This is a genomic window from Azospirillum halopraeferens DSM 3675, assembly GCF_000429625.1.
In the GTDB taxonomy this organism is placed as follows: domain Bacteria; phylum Pseudomonadota; class Alphaproteobacteria; order Azospirillales; family Azospirillaceae; genus Azospirillum; species Azospirillum halopraeferens.
Genome location: NZ_AUCF01000004.1, coordinates 243,835 through 266,221, shown reverse-complemented (window position 1 = coordinate 266,221; position 22,387 = coordinate 243,835). Strand labels below are relative to the sequence as shown.

At 70.9% G+C, this 22,387-nt stretch carries 16 protein-coding genes; 4 read left to right on the top strand and 12 right to left on the bottom strand.

What is annotated here, in order from left to right; translation table 11 throughout:
* Positions 1 to 474 precede the first annotated feature (474 nt).
* From G472_RS0104940 to lysS, 8 genes are all read right to left on the bottom strand, one after another.
* Positions 475 to 3,519, bottom strand: a complete 3,045-nt coding sequence (locus tag G472_RS0104940; protein WP_029007485.1) for an NACHT domain-containing protein — start codon at positions 3,517 to 3,519, stop codon at positions 475 to 477.
* 12 nt (positions 3,520 to 3,531) lie between these two features.
* A complete protein-coding gene (locus tag G472_RS31320) occupies positions 3,532 to 4,416 on the bottom strand; it encodes a pentapeptide repeat-containing protein (RefSeq protein ID WP_035691084.1) in 885 nt (294 codons plus the stop codon).
* A 918-nt stretch (positions 4,417 to 5,334) separates the two neighbouring features.
* Positions 5,335 to 5,511 (bottom strand): hypothetical protein, encoded by a 177-nt coding sequence (locus G472_RS0104925; protein WP_156926999.1) that lies wholly within the window; start codon positions 5,509 to 5,511, stop codon positions 5,335 to 5,337.
* A gap of 48 nt (positions 5,512 to 5,559) precedes the next feature.
* Positions 5,560 to 5,892 carry a hypothetical protein gene (locus tag G472_RS31315; RefSeq protein WP_051340434.1) on the bottom strand — a complete coding sequence of 111 codons (333 nt, stop codon included), beginning with the start codon at positions 5,890 to 5,892 and terminating at the stop codon, positions 5,560 to 5,562.
* Positions 5,893 to 5,912: 20 nt separating this feature from the next.
* Complete coding sequence (gene hflX, locus G472_RS0104915) at positions 5,913 to 7,238, bottom strand: GTPase HflX (RefSeq protein WP_035691082.1); 1,326 nt, start codon at positions 7,236 to 7,238, stop codon at positions 5,913 to 5,915.
* A gap of 258 nt (positions 7,239 to 7,496) precedes the next feature.
* Positions 7,497 to 8,402, bottom strand: a complete 906-nt coding sequence (locus G472_RS0104910; RefSeq protein ID WP_029007481.1) for an ion transporter — start codon at positions 8,400 to 8,402, stop codon at positions 7,497 to 7,499.
* Positions 8,403 to 8,480: 78 nt separating this feature from the next.
* Positions 8,481 to 10,673 (bottom strand): helicase-related protein, encoded by a 2,193-nt coding sequence (locus G472_RS0104905; protein ID WP_029007480.1) that lies wholly within the window; start codon positions 10,671 to 10,673, stop codon positions 8,481 to 8,483.
* 78 nt (positions 10,674 to 10,751) lie between these two features.
* Positions 10,752 to 12,230 (bottom strand): lysine--tRNA ligase, encoded by a 1,479-nt coding sequence (gene lysS, locus G472_RS31310; RefSeq protein ID WP_084536485.1) that lies wholly within the window; start codon positions 12,228 to 12,230, stop codon positions 10,752 to 10,754.
* Between the two features lie 322 nt (positions 12,231 to 12,552).
* On the opposite strand from lysS, the gene msrB reads away from it, so the two are divergent.
* A complete protein-coding gene (gene msrB, locus G472_RS0104895; RefSeq protein ID WP_029007479.1) occupies positions 12,553 to 13,032 on the top strand; it encodes a peptide-methionine (R)-S-oxide reductase MsrB in 480 nt (159 codons plus the stop codon).
* Positions 13,029 to 14,030, top strand: coding sequence for an LLM class flavin-dependent oxidoreductase (locus tag G472_RS0104890; protein ID WP_029007478.1), 1,002 nt, complete (start codon positions 13,029 to 13,031; stop codon positions 14,028 to 14,030). Before msrB ends, G472_RS0104890 begins: the two co-directional genes overlap by 4 nt.
* Here G472_RS0104890 and G472_RS0104885 read toward each other — a convergent pair whose 3' ends face one another.
* A complete protein-coding gene (locus G472_RS0104885; protein WP_029007477.1) occupies positions 14,031 to 14,795 on the bottom strand; it encodes a sulfite exporter TauE/SafE family protein in 765 nt (254 codons plus the stop codon).
* A 122-nt stretch (positions 14,796 to 14,917) separates the two neighbouring features.
* On the opposite strand from G472_RS0104885, the gene gcvA reads away from it, so the two are divergent.
* The gene (gene gcvA, locus G472_RS31305; RefSeq protein ID WP_035691079.1) at positions 14,918 to 15,799 is read left to right on the top strand and encodes a transcriptional regulator GcvA; all 882 of its coding nucleotides are present in this window, start codon (positions 14,918 to 14,920) and stop codon (positions 15,797 to 15,799) included.
* A 149-nt stretch (positions 15,800 to 15,948) separates the two neighbouring features.
* On the opposite strand, the gene G472_RS0104875 is transcribed toward gcvA, so the two are convergent.
* Positions 15,949 to 18,393 (bottom strand): heavy metal translocating P-type ATPase, encoded by a 2,445-nt coding sequence (locus tag G472_RS0104875; RefSeq protein ID WP_425387971.1) that lies wholly within the window; start codon positions 18,391 to 18,393, stop codon positions 15,949 to 15,951.
* A gap of 239 nt (positions 18,394 to 18,632) precedes the next feature.
* Here G472_RS0104875 and G472_RS0104870 point away from each other — a divergent pair, with 239 nt between their 5' ends.
* Positions 18,633 to 19,100, top strand: a complete 468-nt coding sequence (locus G472_RS0104870; RefSeq protein ID WP_245593394.1) for a DUF411 domain-containing protein — start codon at positions 18,633 to 18,635, stop codon at positions 19,098 to 19,100.
* Positions 19,101 to 19,125: 25 nt separating this feature from the next.
* On the opposite strand, the gene G472_RS36745 is transcribed toward G472_RS0104870, so the two are convergent.
* Both G472_RS36745 and G472_RS0104860 read right to left on the bottom strand, forming a co-directional pair.
* Entirely contained in the window at positions 19,126 to 21,201 is a 2,076-nt protein-coding gene (locus tag G472_RS36745; protein ID WP_156926998.1) for a tetratricopeptide repeat protein, read from the bottom strand.
* A 58-nt stretch (positions 21,202 to 21,259) separates the two neighbouring features.
* A complete protein-coding gene (locus G472_RS0104860; RefSeq protein ID WP_029007473.1) occupies positions 21,260 to 22,291 on the bottom strand; it encodes an agmatine deiminase family protein in 1,032 nt (343 codons plus the stop codon).
* Positions 22,292 to 22,387: the final 96 nt, after the last annotated feature.

The window sequence follows — 22,387 nt, the reverse complement described above, 5'->3', positions numbered from 1 at the left end:
ACTGCGACCGGTGGCTCAGGCTCGGGTTTCTCCATCGGAGTGGCGTTCGGACATCCGCCCGCCAATCGGTCTGTCCGGAAAGCCGTCGTCAGCGCGGGATTACGGACAGGATCGGGTTCGGCCGTCAAACGGCCGATTCGGGGACTTGCGGCCGGATGTCGGCTTTGCGCCAGGAGCGGCCATTTCGCTATTGAGCTGGAATAACCAAAGTGGGGTTTCTGAAAACCAACCGCTTTCCGGCGTCAAGCACAAAGAGTCGTCGTCTGCTCAAGCTACCCTGAACAGCGGCTTGCATCCTACCTACACGGGACGTTCGCCATGACACCGAGCAGTTACCGGCTGAGCGGCGCCAGGACCCGCTGCGCGGCTCGGGCTAGATCGGATCGCGTTAAATCGGAACCGATTTGACGCGTGAATCCGATCTACTACCAAAATGCCGGAGCAACATGCGTTTCACATAAAACGCATGTTGCTCTAGCTCTCTTTTGGGCGGGTCTGGATCTTGGGCCTTCTAACCGGGCGTGTATCCATATCGATCATATGCCGCAGCATCGCCTCGGCTCGTTCATAGAGTTCGAAGTTGCCCATCCCGCGATGGCGGCCTTCATAGGCGAACTCCCGTATCCGCATAATCATCTCCTCGACAGGCCGCAGACGCAGCGCGTCGGGGTGGCTCGCACGCAGGCGCTCTAGGATGTCGACCGCGCGCTCTTCGAAATAGCGCACGTCCTCGTACCGCATCCGACTACGTACTGAGATGATCCGCTGCAAATAGTCGTTATAGCCAGCGTCATGGTGGTACCGATAATTGTAGCGCGCATGTCTAAAACTGGCGATAGAATCTCCATGGGAGCCGAGTAACGTCGTCGCGAAGGTAAGCAGAATATTCTCTAGTTCCAGTACGACCTTCTGGCTGTTGAGCGCGGTGATCGCCTCCTCAAGATGCGATTCCAGCCCGCGCACATCCTCCAGCAGACTGGGTGCCACGGGCGGGAAATGGACCTCGGTACTCTCGCCGCCCGGCCGCCGCGCGTCGATGAGCCGCAGGCCACGCTCTGCATAGGGCCGATCTATCTGGATCTCGCCGGCCAAAACGATATGCAGCAGCCGGACCAGCGTGGCGGGCGGGATCCGTACGCGGCGTTCCGACTTGCCGCCATAGGCATTCTGCCTGTGTGTGAGCGCCACCGCGATAAAGAGCAGCGCCGAAGCATAATTGCCGAAACTCTCGAGCTCGCTGATGACGAGCCTGTTCGAGCGCGTGGCCACCGTCACGTCTTTTAGCAGTCCGCCGCCCGCAAACTCTTGGAGAAGCGCCTCAAACCGGAGAAGCTTCCTTTCGAGGTTTGACGCGAGCAACTCAGGCGTCGGACGCGGATACGCGGACGGCCCGCGCAAAAAGGTCAGGAAGTCGTCAAGCATCGGCTCGAGCATTTCCTGGACCTCGGCCGTCAGCAGGCGGACAGCGAACAGGCCGGCGAGCGCGGTGGTAGCCTCCTTCGCGCTCATGCGCCACGTCTCCTCCTCGCCGCCCCATTGTGCGACCCGGAAGCACACTTCCTCGATCTTCGTGGCGATCGTTTCTGCGGCGAAATATTCGGAAAAGCTCTTGTGGACGAACTCGAACCCAGTCTCCTCGCCCTTGGTCAGTTCCGGCTGGTTGACGATCGTGACGTCGGCGAGCTCGGTGAGATCTGACTCCATCGCCTCTGGCAGGATCGAGCGCAGGATGGGCAACCCTTCGGTGACATCGAGCGCCTCGCGTCCGGTGCTGTACATCTCCCAGGCAATAGCCTGGACGAACTTGCGCATCTGCTGCGGATTGAGGCGACCGCGCCCGCCGGCCTGCTCGTCCTGCCGGAGCGCCGTGTCGGCCACGATCGAACGATAGAGAACTGCTTTCTCCACCTCATCCACATTGTTCGTTTTAAGGTCGATCGAACCAGAGGTATGGGCGCGCGCCACGAGATGCAGCGTCAAAGGCCAGGAGACGAGATGCTCAAGTGGCGAAGTCTTCTTACCGCGGCCCTTATCCTCGCTGACAAGGTTCTCCGGATAGAAGCTCTTGGCGGTGTCGCGCGAATGCTGCTCGCGCCATTTGGCGCCCCACGCCGCGATTCGACTCCGGTCGAACGGCTGGAGCGAGATCACATGCGCGCCCGTCGGCAGCCCTAGCCCATTAGGAAACAGAGTGTCGCGTCCCGACACGATTGCCTTGGCGTGCCGTAGTGGTCCGGTCGACAGGTCTTCCTTCAGCGCATTGAAAAATTCCCGCAACTTTGTCCGACTGGCCATTACCAACTCGTCAAAGCCGTCGAGAATAAGGACGAGATTGGGCACCGACGCAAGATCGGCCACCCTGTCGATCAGCCCTAGGCTCTGAAGATGGGTTTCGATGAAGCCGCGAACGTCGTGGCTGTCCTGCAACCGGCGAAGACGCAAAAAGACGGGATGCACCTCCTCATTGGCCGCGAGCTCGGCGGCAAGGATGCGGCACAGAGTGGACTTTCCTGAGCCCGGCCCGCCTGCTAGCAGTATGAGATCGTCGCCCCCGACGCGATCACTGATCAGCGTCCCAATCAAGCCCGCCACATCAGCGACCGCTGCGTCTGATACGCGCTTTACGCCGGCCACTTTGTAAGTTGCGACGGGCTGCACGAAGACCTTGCGAACCCCAAAGCTCTCGTCGAACATGGTGATCTTGTCGTCTGGGAGCTTGGACAACGTCTCGCGGTATGCCCGCCAATTCTCCTTGCGACGTTCGCTCAGCGTGTCGTTTGCGCGCAGCCAGTTCTGGAGGGCAAGGGAAAGCCCGCGCACATCGTCCGCGACAATGTTGCGTTGGGCCTGCTGCTGCTCATAATTCAGATAAGACCGGACTGCCTCTGCGGCATCTGTGCGGCTTGATGCCCAGGCGTTATAGTCGCGCATTGCGACCTCGATGGACTTGCTGAACTCGCTGGCGCCTCTCCAGCCGCCGCGCAGAAGCCCGATTAGGGTCGAGAAGGCGCGGACCTGCTCCTCGTAATAGCTGCCGAGCTGCGATGCTGGGTTGACCGCAAGCGTGTAGGGAACGTCCAGCCCCATGACGAGTTCCATCGTCCGCTGGATATCCTCACGGAGTGACCGCGAGCCATGCGACCGTATGCTGCCCTCCGTACCGGTCTTGTCGGCTTCATAATCGGTCTTGCCTGCGACGCTATCCAAGCCCCGGAGTAGTGCACGTTGCACCGACGCGAAGTGGAGAATCGCGAACCGGTCAAGCGGGGTGATGCTCGACGCCTGCAGGGCGGAGACGGACGCATTGTCGAGCAAGCGACCAGCCGCAGATATTGCTGCTACGACAGCTTCCTGCAACTTACGCTTGAAGCTTGCGGAGTCGCAGTCGGCAGGCTGGATATGGGAAACGGTCTGCATCACCACTGCGAGTGTCCGCACATCCGCGCGGAGCTCGGGCTTGTTGGTGAGCTTCTCGTCAACGACCCCGATAATAGTCTGTGGATTGAACCTGAACGGCATGGCAAATCCCGCTTAGCCAATATGGCGAATAATGAAGGCCACTTGTTGGAGGACTCCCTGGCCAAGCAGGAAGGTGCTCAATAGTCCGCCGACCAGCAACGCGCTAGCGCACAACGTGCGTATCAGCGGCCTCTGCCACGTTGCGAAGTCATAGAGGATCTCAGGTTGCTGGAACTCGTTCAGCCACCGCTCACGGCTGAACTCGGCTACTCGGGCCGGACAGCCCAAGAAGCAGGTTGCGGCCATCGCCAGACTCGCGAAGTTGGCGAGGACCAGCGCGTGCGTCCAAGTCGGCGTGGCGATCGGGAGCAGCGGGATACCGGGCTGCCCGCCGATCTCCGCATTGAGGAAGGCGAACGCGGAATTGTACCAGGCGACGCCATTCAGATAGAGGACGGTCAGCGTGAGCGACGTATAGGCTGGGACAAAGATCCGGATGGTCGCAAGGAAACGCAGCCGGTCCCAGCCAATCCAGCGGTCGTACCAGGGCAGCGCGCTGGGATCGACAGGGATGGGCCGTAGTACACGATCGATAATATGGAACTCGGCAAGACGACCTAGGCTCCGGCTGCCGCCAAACCGGGCTCCGTCCAGGCTCTTTGCCGTGATCCTTGCCGCTCTCAGGTTGGCACCGCGGAACTCAGCGTCATCTAGCACGCAATTATTAAATTCGACCGCGTGCAGATTCGCGTCCGCAAAGCTCACATGGCGAAGATCACAGCGCGCGAAGCGTCCACCGGCGAGGTTGGCTGCGGAAAGGTCCGCGCCGGACAGGTCAAGGTCGGCCACCATAACGCGTTCGGCGGCGATAATCCCGCCTGGATTTTCTCGGCGCCATTGCCCAATCGCTTCGGCACCAGCTCGGATAAGCGATGCCTCACGCCCTTCGACTTCCATTATCCTCCCCCCTTATGCGTCCACCAAAATATGCAATAAGCACGGGCTCGTCGCAAACAAAATGCTCGCCTAAATTAACGAGCCGATCAAGTGCCACAACCCATCTGGCGTGCCGATAATGGAATGCTCCATCGGTGCTCGCCCACGCCCCACCCCGCACTCCCTTGGGCTAATATCCGCTTTTGACAATGCCTTGTTTCTCTTGAATCGTGTCTGCGATCAGCACGCCACGAAATGACATGGGGCGAGGCTGGAGCACGGCAGAGAGGCCATCCCTCCAGCGAACGTCATGCTTCCTCACTCCAGATGAGCGTCCGCTTCTGGCGCAAAGCCGACATCCGGATACTCCCCAAGTCTGCGAATCGGCCATTCGACGGCCGAACCCCATCCTGTCCGCAATCCCGCGCCGACGACGGCTTTCCGGACAGACCGATTGGCGGACGGATGTCCGAACGCCCACCCCAATGGAGAAACCCCAGCCTGAGTCACCGGACGCAGTCCGGAAAGGCAAAGACGATCATATCAGCGTGTTACAGCCCCTCGCCCAAGCCACTGTTTTTCCATACGGACCATGAAACCGGGGCGCAACATCCGGGCAGGTAGCCGCCATCGGGGGATGACCACCGCATGACGGCGGCGGTTGAAGCACCGGCCGAGTCGGCGGCCGACGCCTGGGACATGGCCGACGCCGAGGCCGTGAAGGCGCGTCCGGCGAGCGGCGAGACGGAAGCGTTCCCGGTCCCCCTCTTCCGCGAGCATCGCGCCGTCACGGCCCGCGGTCCGGCCGAGTCGGCCGGCGTCGCTCCATCCCGCCCGCCGCAGATCGAATATGCCCGCCATCCGGGGCGCATCGCCGCCGCGCGCGCCATCCCCTTGGACCGGGCGCCCGGTCGCTCACCCCCGCCCGCGGGCGGCGCCTCAATCGGACCGGCCGCCCCCGCCGGCGTGCGGTAGGGAGGGCGGGTGGTCTTCGACGCGCACGCTGTTGAGCGAGAAGGCGTCGATCGCCGAGACGGAGAACAGGTACTCGAACGCCAGGCCCGTCAGGACCGCGGCGACGAGATAGAAGGCCAGGGCGGACGAAAAGGCTTTCATGGTGCGCACCTCCCGCCGATGAAACACCGCCGGCGGCCCGGGGTTTCCTCAGGCCGCCCGGAAACCGCGCCGCTTGCGGCGCAGGCTGAGGGCGCGCACCCGCTCCATCAGCTCGCCGATCTCCGCCGCCTCCTCCAGCTCGCCCAGGTGCAGCAGGACGCGCACGTAGGTGTCGAGCAGGTTCAGCACCGCGTCCTCGTCGCTGGCGCCGCGGGCCGGGGCGCCGGTGGCGTCGAGGACGAGGGTGCCGCTGTCCGCCATCGCCTCGGCCACGGCGTTGACGGCATCGTCCAGCGTCGCGTCGTCCTCGCCCGCCGCCGCCAGCACGGGGTCGAGCATGCCCGGAAAGCTCAGGCGATCGTCGTTGCCATAGTCGGCCATCTCTCCCTCCTCTCCTCCTCTCATGCCGCCACCGCACCGCGGCGGGACAGCCGGGCCAGGCCGGCCGGCCCGATCGCCACCTGCAAATGGGCGAGACGGTCGTCGTCGTGCCGCTCCAGCACCTCGCCGCTGGCGTAGACCCGGGCGAGCGTGGCGCCGTCCGTCAGGTCCACGTCGATCGCCACCACCCGGCGGTCCGCCGTCATGCGGCCGTCCAGCAGCCGCACCAGGGCGTCGAGCCCCTCGCCGGTCGCCGCCGACAGGGCGCACCCGCCGGCGCGCGCGGCCCGGTCGGCCGCGGCCCGGCCGGCGTCGCCGTCCAGCAGGTCGATCTTGTTGGCAACCTCGACCACCCGCGGGTCGCGCTGCGGGTCGATGCCAAGGTCGCGCAGCACCCCCTCCACGTCGGCCCGCTGGGCGTCGGCGTCGGGATGGGCCGCGTCGTGCACGTGCAGGATCACGTCGGCCGACTGCACCTCCTCCAGCGTGGCGCGGAACGCGGCCACCAGGTGGGTGGGCAGGTCGGAGATGAACCCCACCGTGTCCGACAGGATCACCGTGCGCCCGGTCGGCAACGCCACCGCGCGCATGGTCGGGTCGAGCGTGGCGAAAAGCTGGTCGCGCGCCACCACGTCGGCCCCGGCCAGCCGGTTGAACAGGGTCGATTTGCCGGCGTTGGTGTAGCCGACCAGGACGACCACCGGGTAAGGCACCCGGGCGCGCGCCGTGCGGTGCAGGCCGCGGGTGCGCCGCACCTCCTCCAGCTCCTTGCGGATCTTCACGATGCGGTCGCCGATCAGGCGGCGGTCCACCTCAAGCTGGCTTTCGCCCGGACCGCCCAGAAAGCCGAAGCCGCCGCGCTGGCGCTCCAGGTGGGTCCACGACCGCACCAGGCGGGACTTCTGGTAGCTGAGCGCCGCCAGCTCCACCTGGAGCTTGCCCTCGTGGGTGCGTGCCCGCGCGCCGAAGATCTCCAGGATCAGGCCGGTGCGGTCGATCACCTTGGCGTCGAACGCCTTTTCCAGGTTGCGCTGCTGCACCGGCGAGAGCGCGTGGTCGACGACCACCAGGTCGATGGCCGCGCCGGCCGCGCGCGCGTCGGCCACCACGGCGGCAAAGCGCTCCACGGCACCGGTTCCCAGAAGGGTGGCCGGGCGCGGCCGGTCGACGCGCACCACGGCGGCGTGCGCGATGTCCAGGTCGATGGCCGCCGCCAGGCCGCACGCCTCGCGGAGGCGGGCGTCCGGCGCGCGCGCGGACTGCGCCGCGGACGGCAGGACGGGGTGAAGAACGATGGCGCGGCCCCGCGGGGCGGGCGCCGGGTGTGCGTCGATGCGATGTGCCAAGTCTCGTGCTCTCCCGTGCGGTCCGCGCCCGGCGCGGCCCGCGTTCGCATGTCCGCCGCGGCATCCATCGTGCCGGCGTCGGGCGGGTTCAGGCTCCCGGCCGCCGGAATCGGCGGCGGTCCGCAGGAATTGCGTCGGCCGATGGCCCCTTGGGCCGGCCGGTTGGTGCGGGGAGTGGTCGGGAGTGAGACCTATGTGGGAGGACGGAACTCGGTTATCAAGGGCGCCGGACCGGCCGTCCGGCGCCCCCGGTTCCGGTCATTCCGCCGACATCGGGCGGTGTTCCGCCAGCGCCCCGCGCAGGGCCGCGACGTCGGCCCGCAGGGCGCGGATCTCCGCCATCAGCGCCTCGCTGTCCGCGTGGGAGGCGGCCTTCACCGCCGCGGTGTCGTCGTGCACGGCCTCCACAACCGCCTCGCCCTCGGCGTGGGCGGCGGCCTTGATCGCCTCTTCCGTCTCCTGCCGCTCCATCTCCGTGGCGTTCTGCATGGCGCCGACGATGATGGCGATGAACAGGTTCAGCATGGTGAAGGTCGCCACCATGATGAAGGGCACGAAGAACAGCCACGCCCACGGCATCTGCTCCATGACCGGCCGGACGATGCCCATGGACCAGCTTTCCAGGGTCATCACCTGGAACAGCGTGTAGATGGAGCGGCCGAGCGTGCCGAACCATTCGTCGAACTGCGCCCCGAAGAGGTTGGTGGCGATCACCGCCGCCACGTAGAACAGCAGGGACAGCAGCATGGCGATGGCCCCCAGCCCCGGCAGGGAGGCCAGCAGCGCCCGCACCACCAGCTTCAGCCGCGGCGAGGCGGTGATCAGGCGCAGCACGCGCAGCACGCGCAGGGCGCGCAGCACCGAAAGGCCGGGCACCACCGGCAGCAGGGCGATGGCCACGACGAGAAAGTCGAAGACGTTCCAGCCGTCGCGGAAGAACGAGGCGCGGCGGTACCCGATGCGGATGGTCAGTTCCACCACGAAGACGGCCAGGATGGCCACGTCGACCACCCGCAGCAGGCCGCCGGCGGCGGCCACCGCCGTGGGCGAGGTGTCCAGGCCCAGAATAATGGCGTTGATCACGATCAGGACTGTGATGATGCGCTGAATGGGCGGGCTTTCGATCCAGGTCCCCCAGCGGGCGAAAAACGCTCCGTCGCTCATCTGATGTCCGATTCCCCCTTGGCATGAACGGCGGCCGGACGGTGCCGCAGCAACAGCCGGCCGGCAAGCCTCTTCGCGCTAGCGCCGCCGCGGGCCGTAGCGCTTGCGCGGTGCGCCGCGGAATCCCGCGGCCGGCGGCGGCTCGCGCCGGCGGGCGCGCGAGGCCAGCAGCTCCGACAGGCGCCGGCCGATGGCGTCGCGCCGGGCGCGCACCAGATCGCGGTCGGGCAGCGCGTCCGGCACCTTGCGCGCCGCCCAGAAATAGAGGTCGCAGGCCCGCGACAGACCCTCCAGCGCCGCGGCGTCCAGCCCGGCCGGGTCGGCCGGCACGACTCGGCCGAGCGGCAGCGGCACCCCCTGCTCCACCGCGTCGAGGATGGCGCCGAGCACGCGCACCTCCGCCTCCTCGTCGAGGTCGGCGGGGGCGAGCAGCAGGTCGAGCTTCACGGCCAGCGCCAGACGCCGGGCGTCCAGCATCGCCGCCAGCCGCCGCAGGCCCGACAGGTCGCCGACCCGGTAGGGCGAACCGGCGGTGCGGGCGACGGCGAAGCTGTCGACCAGCAGCGTCACCGCGTCGCTGCCCAGATGCTCCGCCAGCCGCGCCAGCATGGCCCGCGACGGGCGCACCGTCAGCGGCGCGTCGGGGCGCAGGCGCGGGTCGGCCTGGTCGAGCAGCCGGCGCAACGCCTGCGGCGTGCCGCGGGCGACCACGCCGAACTCCCCGGCCTCGTGCTTGCCGAAGCGGCCGGCGCGGCCGGCGATCTGGCGCACCTCGGTGGCGGTCAGGGGGCGCACGGCGCTGCCGTCGTACTTCTCCAGGGCGGTGAACAGGACGCGCCGGCACGGCAGGTTCAGGCCCATGCCGATGGCGTCGGTGGCGACCACCACGTCCGCCTCGCCCGCCGTGAAGCGCGCCGCCTCCCGCCGCCGCACCGCCGGGGCCAGCGCGCCGTAGACCGCCGCCACCGACAGGCCGCGGGCCAGCAGCGTGTCGCGCACGGCGTGCACCTCGCGCCGCGAAAAGGCGATCAGGGCGTCGCCGGCCGCCACCTCGTCCCACTCCAGCCGCCGTTCCAGCAGGGTCAGCGGGGTCTTGCGCTCCAGCTCCACCACCTCCAGCGGCTCGCCGAGATGGGCGGCGATGCGCTCCACCAGCGGCCGCACCTCCGGCGCGCCCAGCGCGTAGACGGTGTCGGCGGGCGCACCGATCAGGGCGGCGGTCCAGGCCCAGCCGCGGTCGGGGTCGGCCAGCATCTGCACCTCGTCGATCACCGCCACGGCGACCGGCCGGTCGGGGTCCAGCATCTCGATGGTGGACGCGGTGTGGCGGGCGCCGGGGGTGCGCAGCTCCTCCTCCCCGGTCAGCAGGGTGGTGGGGGTGCCCTCGGCGTTGAGACGCTCCATCACCTCCAGCGCCAGCAGGCGCAGAGGGGCGAGGTAGACGCCGTCGCGCGCCGCCTTCAGCGCGGCGATGGCGCGGTGCGTCTTGCCGGAGTTGGTGGGGCCGATCACCAGCACCAGCCGCCGCCCCATGCCGCGGGCCACGGGGAACAGCCGTTCGAACCGGGCGAAATCGAAATGGCGGTCCACATAGGCCCGGCCGCGCGCCTCCGCCCGTTCCCGCCGCCAGGTGTCGTATTCCCGCTCCCAGCGCTCCAGCAGCTCGTCCGGGTCGGGGCGGTTGCGCGCCGCCCGGTGCAGCCGGTCGGCCAGCGCCTCGAAGGTCCAGGCGTCCACGGCGGGGCCGGCATCGTCGGCGAAGGCGCGCAGGCGCGCCGCGACCCGCGACAGGGCCGCCTCCATGGCCGCGCGAAGGGGCGGATCGTTCTCCAGCCGCACCGCCAGATCGGCGTCGTCGGCGCCGGCCAGCTCCAGCGGGTCGAGGAGGCGCGCCACCTCCAGGCGCACCGGTGCGGGCAGGCCCGGCCACGGCAGGGCGTCGGCCAGGACGGCGCGCACCCGGGTGCGGTCCGGTGCGGCGGTCAGCGCCACCGGGGATCCGGCCAGCGCCCGCCGCCCCTGCGCCAGCAGGGCGTCGCGCCGGGTTGCCCGGTCCAGCGCGCCTTCGATCTCCCGCACCACCGCGTCGCGCCGTTCGGCCGTCACCAGCAGGTCACGCTTCCCCTTGGGCAGCGGCAGGCCCAGCGGCACCAGGCCGCGGGCCGCCGCGTGCTCCACCCGCGCACAGCCGGTGTCGGCCAGCGGCACCACCTCGGGATGGGCGCGGGCGAGGTCGAAGACCAAATGCGGGTCGGCGTCGGGCAGCGGCATGGGCGCGTCTCCGGAAGGAAGGGGCCGTTCTGGCAGAACGGCGGCCCCCTGGCAACGCGCCAACGCCGGGTGCGCCCGTCAGTCCCGGAGCGTCGGAAAGGCGATGACGTCGCGGATGGCGGGGCTGCCGGTCAGCAGCATGACCAGGCGATCGATGCCGATGCCCAGGCCGCCGGCGGGCGGCAGCCCGACCTCCAGCGCGGTCAGGTAGTCTTCGTCCAGCCCCATGGCCTCCTCGTCGCCGGCCCGGGCCGCGGCCGCCTGCGCCTCGAAGCGGCGGCGCTGCTCGCGCGGGTCGGCCAGTTCGGTGAACCCGTTGGCCAGCTCCCAGCCGTTGGCGTACAGCTCGAACCGGTCGGCCAGCCGCGGATCGTCGTCCGAGGCGCGGGCCAGCGGCGACACGTCCAGCGGCAGCGCCGTCACGAAGGTGGGCCGGACCAGCGTCGGTTCGACGACGGCACCGAACACCCACTCCAGCGCGTGGCCCCACGTCCGCGGCCCGCCGGCCTCCGCCGGCGGCGCACCCAGGCGAACCGCCTCCGCCATCGCCCGGGCGGGGTCGAGCGCCGGGAAGTCGATGCCGGTCGCCCCGCGCACGAGATCGTGCATCGCCGCGGCCGGGATGGGGCCGCCGAAGTCCAGCGTGCGCCCGCCGAACGGCACGCGCCCGTCGGGAAAGCCCGCCGCCGCGGCCGCCGTGCGCAGCAACGCCCCGGCCAGGTCCATCATGGCCGCGCCGTCGGCATAGGCGCGGTAGACCTCCAGGGTCGTGAACTCGGGATCGTGGCGGACACTCAATCCTTCATTGCGGAAGCAGCGGTTCATCTCGAACACCCGTTCCAGCCCGCCCACCAGCAGCCTCTTCAGGTGCAGCTCGGGCGCGATGCGCAGGTGCATTTCCCGCCCCAGGGCGTTGTGCCGGGTGCGGAAGGGGCGCGCCGTGGCGCCGCCGGGGACGCCGTGCAGCATCGGCGTCTCCACCTCCAGGTAATCGCCGGTCTCCAGGGCGCGGCGCAGGGCGGACACGACGGCGGAACGGGTGCGCAGCGTCCGCACCGTCTCCGGGGTCGCCAGCATGTCCAGATAGCGGCGGCGGTAGCGGATCTCGGTGTCCCTGAGGCCGGCCCGGCGGTCGGGCAGCGGGTGCAGGTTGGCGGCCAGCAGGCGCAGGGAGTGAACCGCCACCGACAGTTCGCCGCGCGCCGTCCGGCGCACGTGCCCGTGCGCCTCCACCACGTCGCCGAGCTGAACGTCCCCCGGCGGCAGGGCGCCGGGGGCAACGGGGCGGTCGCGATCCGCGAACAGTTGGATGGTGCCGGACTCGTCGCTCAGGTCCATGAACAGGCCGGAGTTGCGGACGGCGCGGATGCGCCCGGCCACGGTCACCACGGCTTCGGGGTGCTCCTGTCCGGCCGCCAGGGCGGCGTGGGCGGCGTGCAGCCGGGCGGCGTGGACACGGGCGGGGGCGGCGCCGGCGGGATAGGCGCACACGCCCGCGGCTTCCAGGGCATGCAGGCGCGCACGGCGCGCCGCGAAGACATCGCAGGGATTGGTCACGGTCACTCTCGTCTCGATGGTGCGGAACGGGGGCGGGGATTGGTCCCGCCCGGACGGCGGAACCGGGCGTCCGAACGGAACGGCCCTCACCGCCGGAGGGTGAGGGCGTCCCGTTCAGCCGCGCTTTCGCCCGCGCGCGGCACCGCAGAGGAGAGTGAACCCGACCATGAATTGCATCCGATGTCGGAAGAGATGCGCTCTGTAGCGGGAGTGCACCGCGGTGTCAAGGGCCGCCGTTCCCTCCCCGGCCGGCCGCCCTATCTGGTATGGGGTCCCGGCCGGTGCCGTCCGCGCCGGGCGACGGACGAGAAGGACACCAGCGATGACGACGACACCCGCGGGGACACCCGCCCTCTCCCCCTCCGGCTTCGACCTGACGCCGCCCTCGCCGGAGCTGCGGCGGAGGCTGGAAGCGCGGCTGACGGAGGAGGAGCGCGAGGTCCTGCTGCGCCACGGCACGGAGGCGCCGTTCTGCGGCGGCCTGCTGGGCAACAAGCAGCCGGGCACCTACTGCTGCAAGCTCTGCGGCCTGCCGCTGTTCCGTGCGGGGACGAAGTTCGACTCCGGCACCGGCTGGCCCAGCTTCCATTCCCCGTTCGACAAGGCGCATGTGGCGCTGAAGCAGGACAACAGCTACGGCATGGTGCGGGTGGAGACGCTGTGCGCCCGCTGCGGCAGCCACCAGGGCCACGTCTTCCCCGACGGGCCGCCGCCCACCGGCCTGCGCTTCTGCATCAACTCCGTCTCGCTCGCCTTCGTCCCCGACGGCGAGCCGCTGCCCGAAGGACTGCCCGAGGCATGAGTCCCCCGCCCCCGCTCTCCATCCTCGACCTGGCCCCGGTGCCGCTGGGGTTCACCCCGGCCGACGCCCTGCGCAACACGCTGGACCTGGCGCAGCACGCCGACCGCCTGGGCTATGTCCGCTATTGGCTGGCCGAGCACCACAACATGGTCGGCATCGCCAGCGCCGCCACGTCGGTGGTGATCGCCCACGTCGCGGCCGGCACCCGGCGCATCCGGGTCGGCGCCGGCGGCATCATGCTGCCCAACCACTCCCCCCTGGTGATCGCCGAGCAGTTCGGGACCCTCGCCTCGCTCCACCCCGGCCGCATCGACCTGGGCCTGGGGCGGGCACCGGGCACCGACCAGATGACGCTGCGCGCCCTGCGCCGCGACCCCGCGACGGCCGAGCGCTTCCCCGACGACGTGCTGGAGCTGCAGGCCCTGCTGGGACCGTTGCAGCCGGGGCAGCGGGTGCAGGCGGTGCCGGGGACCGGCACGGAGGTGCCGCTGTGGATCCTCGGCTCCAGCCTGTTCGGGGCGCAGCTCGCGGCCATGCTCGGCCTGCCCTACGCCTTCGCGTCCCACTTCGCGCCCGACGCGCTGGAACCGGCGCTGGCGCTCTACCGCGACACCTTCCGCCCGTCGGCGCAGCAGCGCACGCCCCGCGCCATGGTCGGCGTCAACGTGGTGTGCGCCGACACCGCGGCCGAGGCGCGGCGGCTGTTCACCTCGCTCCAGCAGGCGTTCACCAACATGGTCCGCGGCACCCGGCGGGAACTGCCGCCCCCCATCGACGACATCGAGGGCTATTGGACGCCCATGGAGAAGGCGCACGCCTCGGGCATGCTCGCCTGCTCCTTCGTCGGCACGCCCGACGCGGTGCGCCGCGACCTGGAGGCGTTCGCCCGCCGGGTGGGCGCCGATGAGCTGATGGTCGCCACCGCGGTCCACGACCACGCCGCCCGCGTGCGCTCGTACGAGCTGCTGGACGCCGCGTGGGCCGGCGGCGGCGCGTGATCACGGTGCCACCAGCGGAGCCACCAGCAGGAACACGCCCTGGCCCAGGTAGACCGCCCCGGCCAGCGTGATCAGGCGCTGGCTCCAGGTGCGGAACCGGGCGTCGCTCATGGCCTCCAGGACGCCGCGCGCCAGCGTGGTGCCGAGGACCGCCATGGCGACGCACAGCGCGACGGCCGGCAGGGTCACCGCCTCCGCCGCCGCACCGGAGGCGAGCGCGCCGAAATAGACCACCTTGACCAGGTGCCCGGCCACCTGCACGGCCGCCTTGGTGGCGACGATGCTCTGGCGCGTCAGGCCGGTGCGCACGAAGAAGGCGTCCAGCAGCGGGCCGGAGATGCCGGCGACGAGCTGGATGCCCATGCACAGCACGCCGGCCGTCTCCGCATGGCCGCGCCGCGTGACGTCGGGCGACCACCGCCCGGGGATCGCCAGCGCCAGGAACGGCGACAGGCCCAGCACGATCAGCGACACCGCCCGGCCGGGGACGTAGGCGAGCAGCGCGAAGACGGCGACCGCCACGCTGCCGCCCGCCAGGAAGCGCCCGACGATCCCCCAGCGGATGTGCCGGCGCCACAGCCAGGCGCGCCAGCCGTTGGCCGTCATCTGGGTGATGCCGTGCAGCAGCATCGCCGCGCCGACCGGCAGCATCATCAGCAGCACGCCCATCAGCACCATGCCGCCGGCCATGCCGAACAGGCCGGAGAGGAACGAGGTCGCGACGACGGCCAGGCCGAGCCCCATCGCCAGGGGAAGCGTCAGCATCGCGGGTCACCGAAGTTTTTCTTGAAGCGGTACACGAAGGGTGGCACCGCGGCGCTTGCGCCGCAAACGGCATTCCCTGATGCTGACCCCAAGGAAATGTTGGCCTGAGCGGAGGTTCGGGAATGCGGCGCCTGCCCTCGCTGAACGCCCTGCGCGCCTTCGAGGCGGCGGCCCGCCACGGCAGCTTCACGGGGGCGGCGGCGGAACTGAACGTCACCCAGGCGGCCGTCAGCCGCATGGTGCGCCTGCTGGAGGAGTGGCTGGGCGCGCCTCTGTTCGAGCGCCGGGCCAACGCCCTGGCGCTGACGGACCGGGGGCGGGCGTTGCAGCCGGGGCTGAGCGACGCCTTCGACACCCTGGCGCGCAGCGTGGAGGCTGTCATGGCCATGCGCGGCGGGCCGGTGCTGACCATCGGCGTGGGCGCCACCTTCGCGGTGCGCTGGCTGATCCCCCGCCTGGCGGTGTTCCACGCGGAGCATCCGGAGGTGGAGGTGCGCATCGCCACCGGCGGGGCCGGCCAGCCCATCCGCGACGACTGGACCTGCGCGGTGCTGCTGGGCGACGGCCATTGGCCGGGGTACGAGGTGGAACGGCTGTTCACCGCCACCATGGTGCCGGTCTGCGCCCCGGCCCTGGCCCGCACCCTGCGCCGGCCGGAGGACCTGCGGGAAGCAACGCTGCTGTCGGTGTCCCACTGGGCCGACGACTGGCCCCGCTGGTTCGCCGCCGCCGGCCTGCCGCCGCCGACCGCCAAGGGCCTGTCCTTCGGCAGCTACGCCATGGCGCTGCAGGCCGCCATCGACGGGGTGGGCGTGGCCCCGGGGGCGGAGCCCTACATCGCCGACGACCTGGCGGCCGGCCGTCTGGTCATCCCCGTCCCGCAGGCGGTGCCCATGGGCCGTTCCTGGTACCTGGTGTACCGGCCGTCCCGCCGCGAGTCCCCCGGCTTCGCCGGCTTCCGCGCCTGGCTGCGCACCATCGTGCAGGCGCAAGCGGCCATTTGATCCCCTGCCCCGACAAAAATCGGCCCGCCCCGAAGGGCGGGCCGCAAGGGCTGATCGATCGAAACACCATCCACGTTGCGATGGGGGACCATCGGAACGTCCCGCGACCATATGTCGCATCGGCCGGCGACGCAATGGCCGCGTTGCCGTCAGTTCGGCTTCCAGCCCCGCAGGGAGAGGGCGTTGAGGACGACGCTGACCGAACTCAGGGCCATGGCAGCGCCGGCCAGCACCGGGCTGAGGTAGCCGAACGCCGCCAGGGGCAGGCCGATGACGTTGTAGATGAAGGCCCAGAACAGCCCCTGCCGGATCTTCGCATAGGTCCGGCGCGACACGTCGAGCGCGCCGGACACCAGCACCGGGTCGCCGCGCATCAGGGTGACGCCCGCGGTGTGCATGGCCACGTCCGTCCCGGTGGCCATGGCGATGCCCACGTCGGCGGCGGCGAGCGCCGGGGCGTCGTTGATGCCGTCGCCGACCATGGCGACCACCCGGCCTTCCCGCTTCAGCGCGGCGACCACGTCGGCCTTGTCGCCGGGCAGCACCTCGGCGACGACGCGGTCGATGCCCAGGTCCTTCGCCACCGCCTCGGCGGCGCCGCGGCTGTCGCCGGTGACCATCACCGCGGCGATGCCCCGGGCGTGCAGCGCCCGCACCGCCTCGCGGGCCGCCCCCTTCACCGTATCGCCGAAGGCGACGAGGCCGAGCACGCGCGCCTGCGGCCCCGTCGCGGCCAGCCACGATACGGTGCGCCCGGCCGCCTCCAGGGTCGCCGCCCGTGCCTCCAGCGCCGGGTCGGCAAGGCCGTGGTCGGCCATCAGGCGGCGGGCGCCGAACAGCAGGGGGATCCCGTCGACCGTGCCGCTGACGCCGCGCCCGGCCAGCGCCCGGAAGTCCGTCAGCGCGCCCGCCGCCCCCGTCCCGCTCGCCTCGGCGCGGGCAAGCACGGCGCGGGCCAGCGGGTGCTCGCTGCCCTGCTGGAGCGCGGCGGCCCGGTGCAGCAGGCCGTCGGGGGTCTCCCCCGCGGCCGGCACCAGGTCGGTGACCCGCGGCTTGCCCTCGGTCAGGGTACCGGTCTTGTCGAAGGCGACGGCGGTCACCGCGTGGGCGCGCTCCAGCGCCTCGGCGTCCTTGATCAGGATGCCGTGGCGGGCCGCCGCCCCCGTGCCCACCATGATGGCGGTGGGCGTGGCAAGGCCCAGCGCGCAGGGGCAGGCGATGACCAGCACCGACACCGCCGTGATGATGGCCGTCTCCGCGTGGCCGGTGGTCAGCCACCAGCCGGCCAGGGTCGCGGCGGCGATCACCAGCACCACCGGCACGAAGACGGCGGACACCCGGTCGACGGTGCGCTGGATGGGCGCCTTGGACGCCTGCGCCCCTTCCACCAGCCGGACGATCTTCGCCAGCATGGTCTCGGCCCCGACCGCCGTCGTGCGCACCACGAACAGCCCGTCCACGTCGATGGAGCCGCCGGTGACCGCCGCCCCTTCGCCCTTCTCCACCGGCAGGGGTTCGCCGGTCAGCATGCTCTCGTCGATGCTGCCGCTGCCCTCGACCACCGTGCCGTCCACCGGCACCCGCTCGCCCGGCCGCACCACCACCAGGTCGCCGACCCGCACCCGGCCCACCGGCACCTCCACGTCGGTGCCGTTGCGGCGCAGCCGGGCGGTGTCGGGGCGCAGGTCCATCAGCGCCCGGATGGCGGCGGCGGTCTGCCCCTTGGCCCGCGCCTCCAGCCACTTGCCCAGCAGCACGAAGGTGATGAGGACGGCCGATGTTTCGAAATAGAGCGGCGGGTGCCCGCCGTGGCCGGCGGTCAGCAGCATCCAGGTGCTGAGGCCCCAGGCGGCCGAGGTGCCCAGCGCCACCAGCAGGTCCATGTTGCCGGTGCCGGCGCGCACCGCCTTCCAGCCCGCGACGTAGAACCGCCGGCCCAGCCAGAACTGCACCGGCGTCGCCAGCAGGAATTGCAGCCAGCCCGGCGGCATGACGGCGAAGCCCAGCATCTCCCCGGCCATGCCGGCCACCAGCGGCAGCGACAGCAGGCCGGCGGCGGCGACGTGCAGCAGGTCGCGGCGGCTGCGCTCCGCGGCCTCGTCGGGCGCGGCGACGGCCACGTCCTCCTCGTCCGGCACCGCGGCGCCGAAGCCGGCGGACTCCACCGCCTCCACAAGCCGGGCGGCATCCAGGCCGTGGCCGGTGACGCGGGCGCGCTCCGTCGCCAGGTTAACGGCGGCGGCGGTGACACCCGGCACCCGCTTCAGCGCCTTCTCGACCCGGCCGACGCAGGACGCGCACGTCATCCCGTCGATGCGCAGATCGACCTCGCCCGCCGCCGCGGTGAAGCCGGCGGCCTCCACCGCCTCCGCCACAGCCGCGGGATCGGGCGCGCCGGAGAAGGTGACGCGGGCCCGCTCGGTCGCCAGGTTGACCGCCACGTAAGCAACCCCGGGCACCCGGCGGATCGCCTTCTCCACCCGCCCGACGCACGACGCGCAGGTCATTCCGCCGATGCCGAGGTCGATCTCGGCGTTCGGGCGGACGCCGGCCCCGGCGCCCGTCATCCCGTCCCGTGCAGCCACGTCCGCCATCATGGGCTCCCGTCGTTTTTCACGCTGCCCTTATGGATGGACCTTCCTGCAACGGGAAGGTCAAGGGGTTTCGTGACGCAGCCCCGCACCCCATCTGCGTCGTCAACCGCAGACGGCGGTCATGATCCTGATCAAGGCGCCGCCGGGGTGTCCGGTTGCAGGCTCCTCACCGGTCCGGCCGCCGTCCGCTCACCCCTTTCCCCATCGGCGCCGGCCGAGCGAACAGGAGTTCCCCTGCCATGATGCCTCGCAAATACCTGCTCTCCCTCGCCGCCGCCGCCGTTGCGGTCGGCGCGGTCGTCATCGGCACGCCGGTGCTGACCACCGCCCCGGCCGCCGCCGGCACGGTGGTGGAGGTGTGGAAGTCGCCGAGCTGCGGCTGCTGCGGCGCCTGGATCGACCACATGAAGGAGGCCGGCTTCACCCTGCGCGTCCACGACATGGACGACGTCTGGCCGCTGAAGATGGCCAGGGGCGTGCCGGAGACCATGGGGTCGTGCCACACCGCAGAGGTCGGCGGCTATCTGCTCGAAGGCCATGTGCCGGCCGCCGACGTGCGCCGGATGCTGAGCGAGAAGCCGGCCATCAAGGGGCTGGCCGTGCCGGGCATGCCGCAGAGCGCGCCGGGCATGGACATCCCCGGCGAACCCTACGAGGTGCTGACCTTCGGCGGTTCCGCGGGCACCACGGTGTACGCCCGGTACTGAGGCCTGAACGGGGACGGCCGGAGGTTCAGCCGGCGGTCCCCAGGGCGCGGAGAATGCGCTCCCGCTCGGCGTGCGGTTCGACGGGCGGCCCCGCGGTCACGAGGTCGTCGACGAGCCGCCGCACGGTTCCATCGAAGCCCGGCCGGTTCTTTTCGTCGAGAATCTGCACGAACCGGCCCTCTCCGCAGAGGAACAGACGGCCCTCCGCACGGACCGGCAGGATGCCCGGCGCCACGCCGCGGCGGGTCGCGTCGTCGAGCCCGGCCACCAGGGCAACCTGGTCGAGGAAGTAGGACAGCGTCCGCTCCGCCGTCCACGACAGAAGAAAGCGCCGGATGCGGTCGAACAGGGCCAGCACCGGCGGCTCCGGCCGCAGCGCCACCAGGCCGCCGCCGATGCCGTCGTACAGCCGCGCCAGATTGCCGGGGAAATGCTGCAGGGCCAGGGGGCGGTCTTCGGTGAGCGGCGCCGTGAAGGCCGCGGGATCGGACAGGATGCAGGCGTCGATGTCCGTGACCAGCAGCGGCGTGCGATAGCGGGCGGCCAGCTCCCCCAGCCGCAGGAAGCGGGCGAAGGTGTAGTAGGTGGTCCGCGCCTCGGCGCTCAGCCCGGCCGGCGCCGCCTCGTGGCTCCAGCCCGGGCGGCAGCGGTGCCGGCCGGCGGCCAGCGCGGCCATGACGGCCGGGGTGTCGGGCGCCGGATCGACGACGTGCAGATGGACGACCTGGCCCGCCGCGGCGAACCGCTCCAGCGCGGACAGGTACAGCGGGGCGAAGCGGCGGAGGTAGCCGGCATCGCAGGCCGCGATCACCACCGGTCCGCTGCCGGGTTGGACGATGGATTCCGCGACGAAGGCCGCCTCCGACTCCGCCACCGCCGCGGCCGGCAGAGCCTCGACGCGACGGGCGAAGGCGTCACCCACCGGCACATGGACCAGGAACGGCAGGTACGGGCGCGCCGCCGCGAAGGCGTCGCGCGCCCGGTCGCCGTCGTCCCGCAGCACGGCCAGCGACCCCTGCAGGAACAGCGCCCACGCCTGCAGTTCGCCATCCACGCCGCGCCACGCCGCGATCACCGCCGACAGCAGCGCCGCCACACGGTCCGGGCGGCCCTCGGCCAGCCGCGTGTTGCACAGGCGGACCAGATGATAGTACGCGGTCTTCCAATGGAACCGGCCGCACCGGCCCAGGCGCCCCACCTCCACCAGGATTGCCGCCGCCTCGCCCGGCCGGCCGGCGGCCTCCAGCGCTTCGGCCGAGCGCTGCCACGGGGTGGGGTCTTGCGGGGTCAGCGCCATCAGGCGGCGGAAGGCGGCCAGCGCCGCATCGGTGGCGCCGGCATCGGCCAGCGCGGTGGCGAGAGGCAGCAGCCGGTCCGGCCGATCCGGTGCCGCCGCCACAAGACGGCGCAGCACCGTCAGCGCGGCGGCGGGGCGATGGGCGTCGAGCAGGGCCGCGCCGAGATTGGCCGCCGCCCCCTCGAATCCGGGGTCCGCGCGCAGGGCGCGGCGATACCCCGCGACGGCCCGGTCCGGGGCGCCGAACGCCTGTTCCGTGCGGGCGAGGTTGTACAGCACCGTGGGGTTGGCCGGTGCGGTGGCCAACGCAAGGCGCAGGTGCGCCAGCGCCTCGTTCCGGCGGTCCAGCGCGTCGAGCGCTGCGGCCGCGTTGATGCGGGCGTCCACGAAGTCGGGCTTCAGGGCCAGCGCGTCCCGGTAGCGCTCCGTGGCCTCGGCGGTCTGTCCGGCCTGCTTCAGCACGTTGCCCAGGCTGAAGAAGGCGTCCGCCGCGGGCTGAAGGGCAATGGCACGGCGCAGACTGTCGGCCGCCTCCGGCAGCCGCCCCTCGGCGCGCAGGGCCCGGGCGAAATTGGCGTGATAGGCCGCGGCGTTGCCGTTGCGGGCGATGGCGTTGCCGATCAGCTCCAGGGCGCGGGCGTTGCGGCCGGTCTGCGCGCACAGAACGCCGTACAGGTGAAGCGCGTCCGCGAAGCCGGGGATGTCCGCCACCAGATCGGCATACAGGGGCTCCGCCTCGGTCAGCCGCCCGGCCTGGTGGTGGGCGACCGCCGCGCGCAGCCGGGTCAGCGGATCGTCGCTCATCCGGCCGGGGAGCAAAGGGGACGGAGGCGGAGAGGCATCGGTATCCTTCCGGGTGCGGTCACGCCGCCGGCTGCTGCTGGGTGATGCAGTGGATGCCGCCACCGCCGCGGACGATGTCGAGGGCGGGGATCTGGATCACCTCGCGGTCGGGGAAGGCCCTGCGCACCGTGCGGTAGGCATCGTCGTCGGCGGCGTCTTCGAAGGCGGGCATGACGATGCCGCCGTTGGCGATGTACAGGTTCGTGTAGGACAGCGTCAGGCGCACCCCGTCGCGGTCGCGCCGTCCGGGCTGACGGACGGGGATGATCTCCAGCTCCCGCCCCTGCGCGTCGCGGGCCTTCTTCAGGCGGTCCAGGTTGTCCTGGAAGATGCGGAAATTGGGGTCGGCGGGGTCGTCGGTGACGATGGCCATGACCACGCCGGGCTTCACGAACAGCGCGATCTCGTCGATGTGGCCGTCCGTCTCGTCGTCCTGGTAGCCCTCGCCCAGCCAGATCACCCGGGAGACGCTGAGATGGTCCATCAGCAGCGTCTCGATCGCGTCGCGCGACAGGCCGGGGTTGCGGTTGGGGTTGAGCAGGCACTGCTCGGTCGTCAGCAGCGTGCCCTCGCCGTCCACATGGAAGGCGCCGCCCTCCATGATCAGCGGTGCGGCGTAGCGGGGCAGCTTCTGGTGTTCCAGGATCAGGCGGCCGATCTCGCGGTCGCGGTCGCACTCGGGGTAATTGCCGCCCCAGGCGTTGAAGCGCCAGTGGACCCCCGCCGCCCGCCCCTTGCCGTCGATCAGGAAGGACGGACCGGTGTCGCGGATCCACGAATCGGAGATGGGCATGGGCAGGATCTGCACGCCGCCGCCGCCGCAGGCCAGCGATGCCTCCGGCACGTCGTCGGGATCGCAGACCATGGTCACCGGCTCGAACCGGGCGATCGCCCGCGCCACCTCGGCGTAGGCGGCGCGCGCCGCCTCGATGCCGTCGTCGGGCCAGGTCTCCGGCCGGCAGGGCCACGCCATCCAGCAGCGGGCGTGGGGTTCCCATTCGCCGGGCATGTAGAAACCGTCCGCGGCCGGTGTCGTTGCCGGTGCCGTCATGCTCTGCCCCCCTTCCCGTTCGGCGTCCCGGTTCGCGTCCGGTCCGCTCGTGCGAACCCTAAACATCCGGGTGCGGATTTGGCAATGGCGGGGATG

What these genes read in the sequence shown, in the direction of transcription:
- gcvA (WP_035691079.1), top strand. Translation starts at nt 14,918, where the DNA reads ATGCGGCGCCTGCCCTCGCTGAACGCCCTGCGCGCCTTCGAGGCGGCG.
- G472_RS0104905 (WP_029007480.1), bottom strand. Translation starts at nt 10,673, where the DNA reads ATGCCGCTGCCCGACGCCGACCCGCATTTGGTCTTCGACCTCGCCCGC.
- G472_RS0104885 (WP_029007477.1), bottom strand. Translation starts at nt 14,795, where the DNA reads ATGCTGACGCTTCCCCTGGCGATGGGGCTCGGCCTGGCCGTCGTCGCG.
- G472_RS31320 (WP_035691084.1), bottom strand. Translation starts at nt 4,416, where the DNA reads ATGGAAGTCGAAGGGCGTGAGGCATCGCTTATCCGAGCTGGTGCCGAA.
- G472_RS0104925 (WP_156926999.1), bottom strand. Translation starts at nt 5,511, where the DNA reads ATGAAAGCCTTTTCGTCCGCCCTGGCCTTCTATCTCGTCGCCGCGGTC.
- G472_RS0104890 (WP_029007478.1), top strand. Translation starts at nt 13,029, where the DNA reads ATGAGTCCCCCGCCCCCGCTCTCCATCCTCGACCTGGCCCCGGTGCCG.
- G472_RS0104940 (WP_029007485.1), bottom strand. Translation starts at nt 3,519, where the DNA reads ATGCCGTTCAGGTTCAATCCACAGACTATTATCGGGGTCGTTGACGAG.
- G472_RS0104860 (WP_029007473.1), bottom strand. Translation starts at nt 22,291, where the DNA reads ATGACGGCACCGGCAACGACACCGGCCGCGGACGGTTTCTACATGCCC.
- G472_RS0104870 (WP_245593394.1), top strand. Translation starts at nt 18,633, where the DNA reads ATGATGCCTCGCAAATACCTGCTCTCCCTCGCCGCCGCCGCCGTTGCG.
- G472_RS0104875 (WP_425387971.1), bottom strand. Translation starts at nt 18,393, where the DNA reads ATGGCGGACGTGGCTGCACGGGACGGGATGACGGGCGCCGGGGCCGGC.
- G472_RS31315 (WP_051340434.1), bottom strand. Translation starts at nt 5,892, where the DNA reads ATGGCCGACTATGGCAACGACGATCGCCTGAGCTTTCCGGGCATGCTC.
- G472_RS36745 (WP_156926998.1), bottom strand. Translation starts at nt 21,201, where the DNA reads ATGAGCGACGATCCGCTGACCCGGCTGCGCGCGGCGGTCGCCCACCAC.
- G472_RS0104910 (WP_029007481.1), bottom strand. Translation starts at nt 8,402, where the DNA reads ATGAGCGACGGAGCGTTTTTCGCCCGCTGGGGGACCTGGATCGAAAGC.
- msrB (WP_029007479.1), top strand. Translation starts at nt 12,553, where the DNA reads ATGACGACGACACCCGCGGGGACACCCGCCCTCTCCCCCTCCGGCTTC.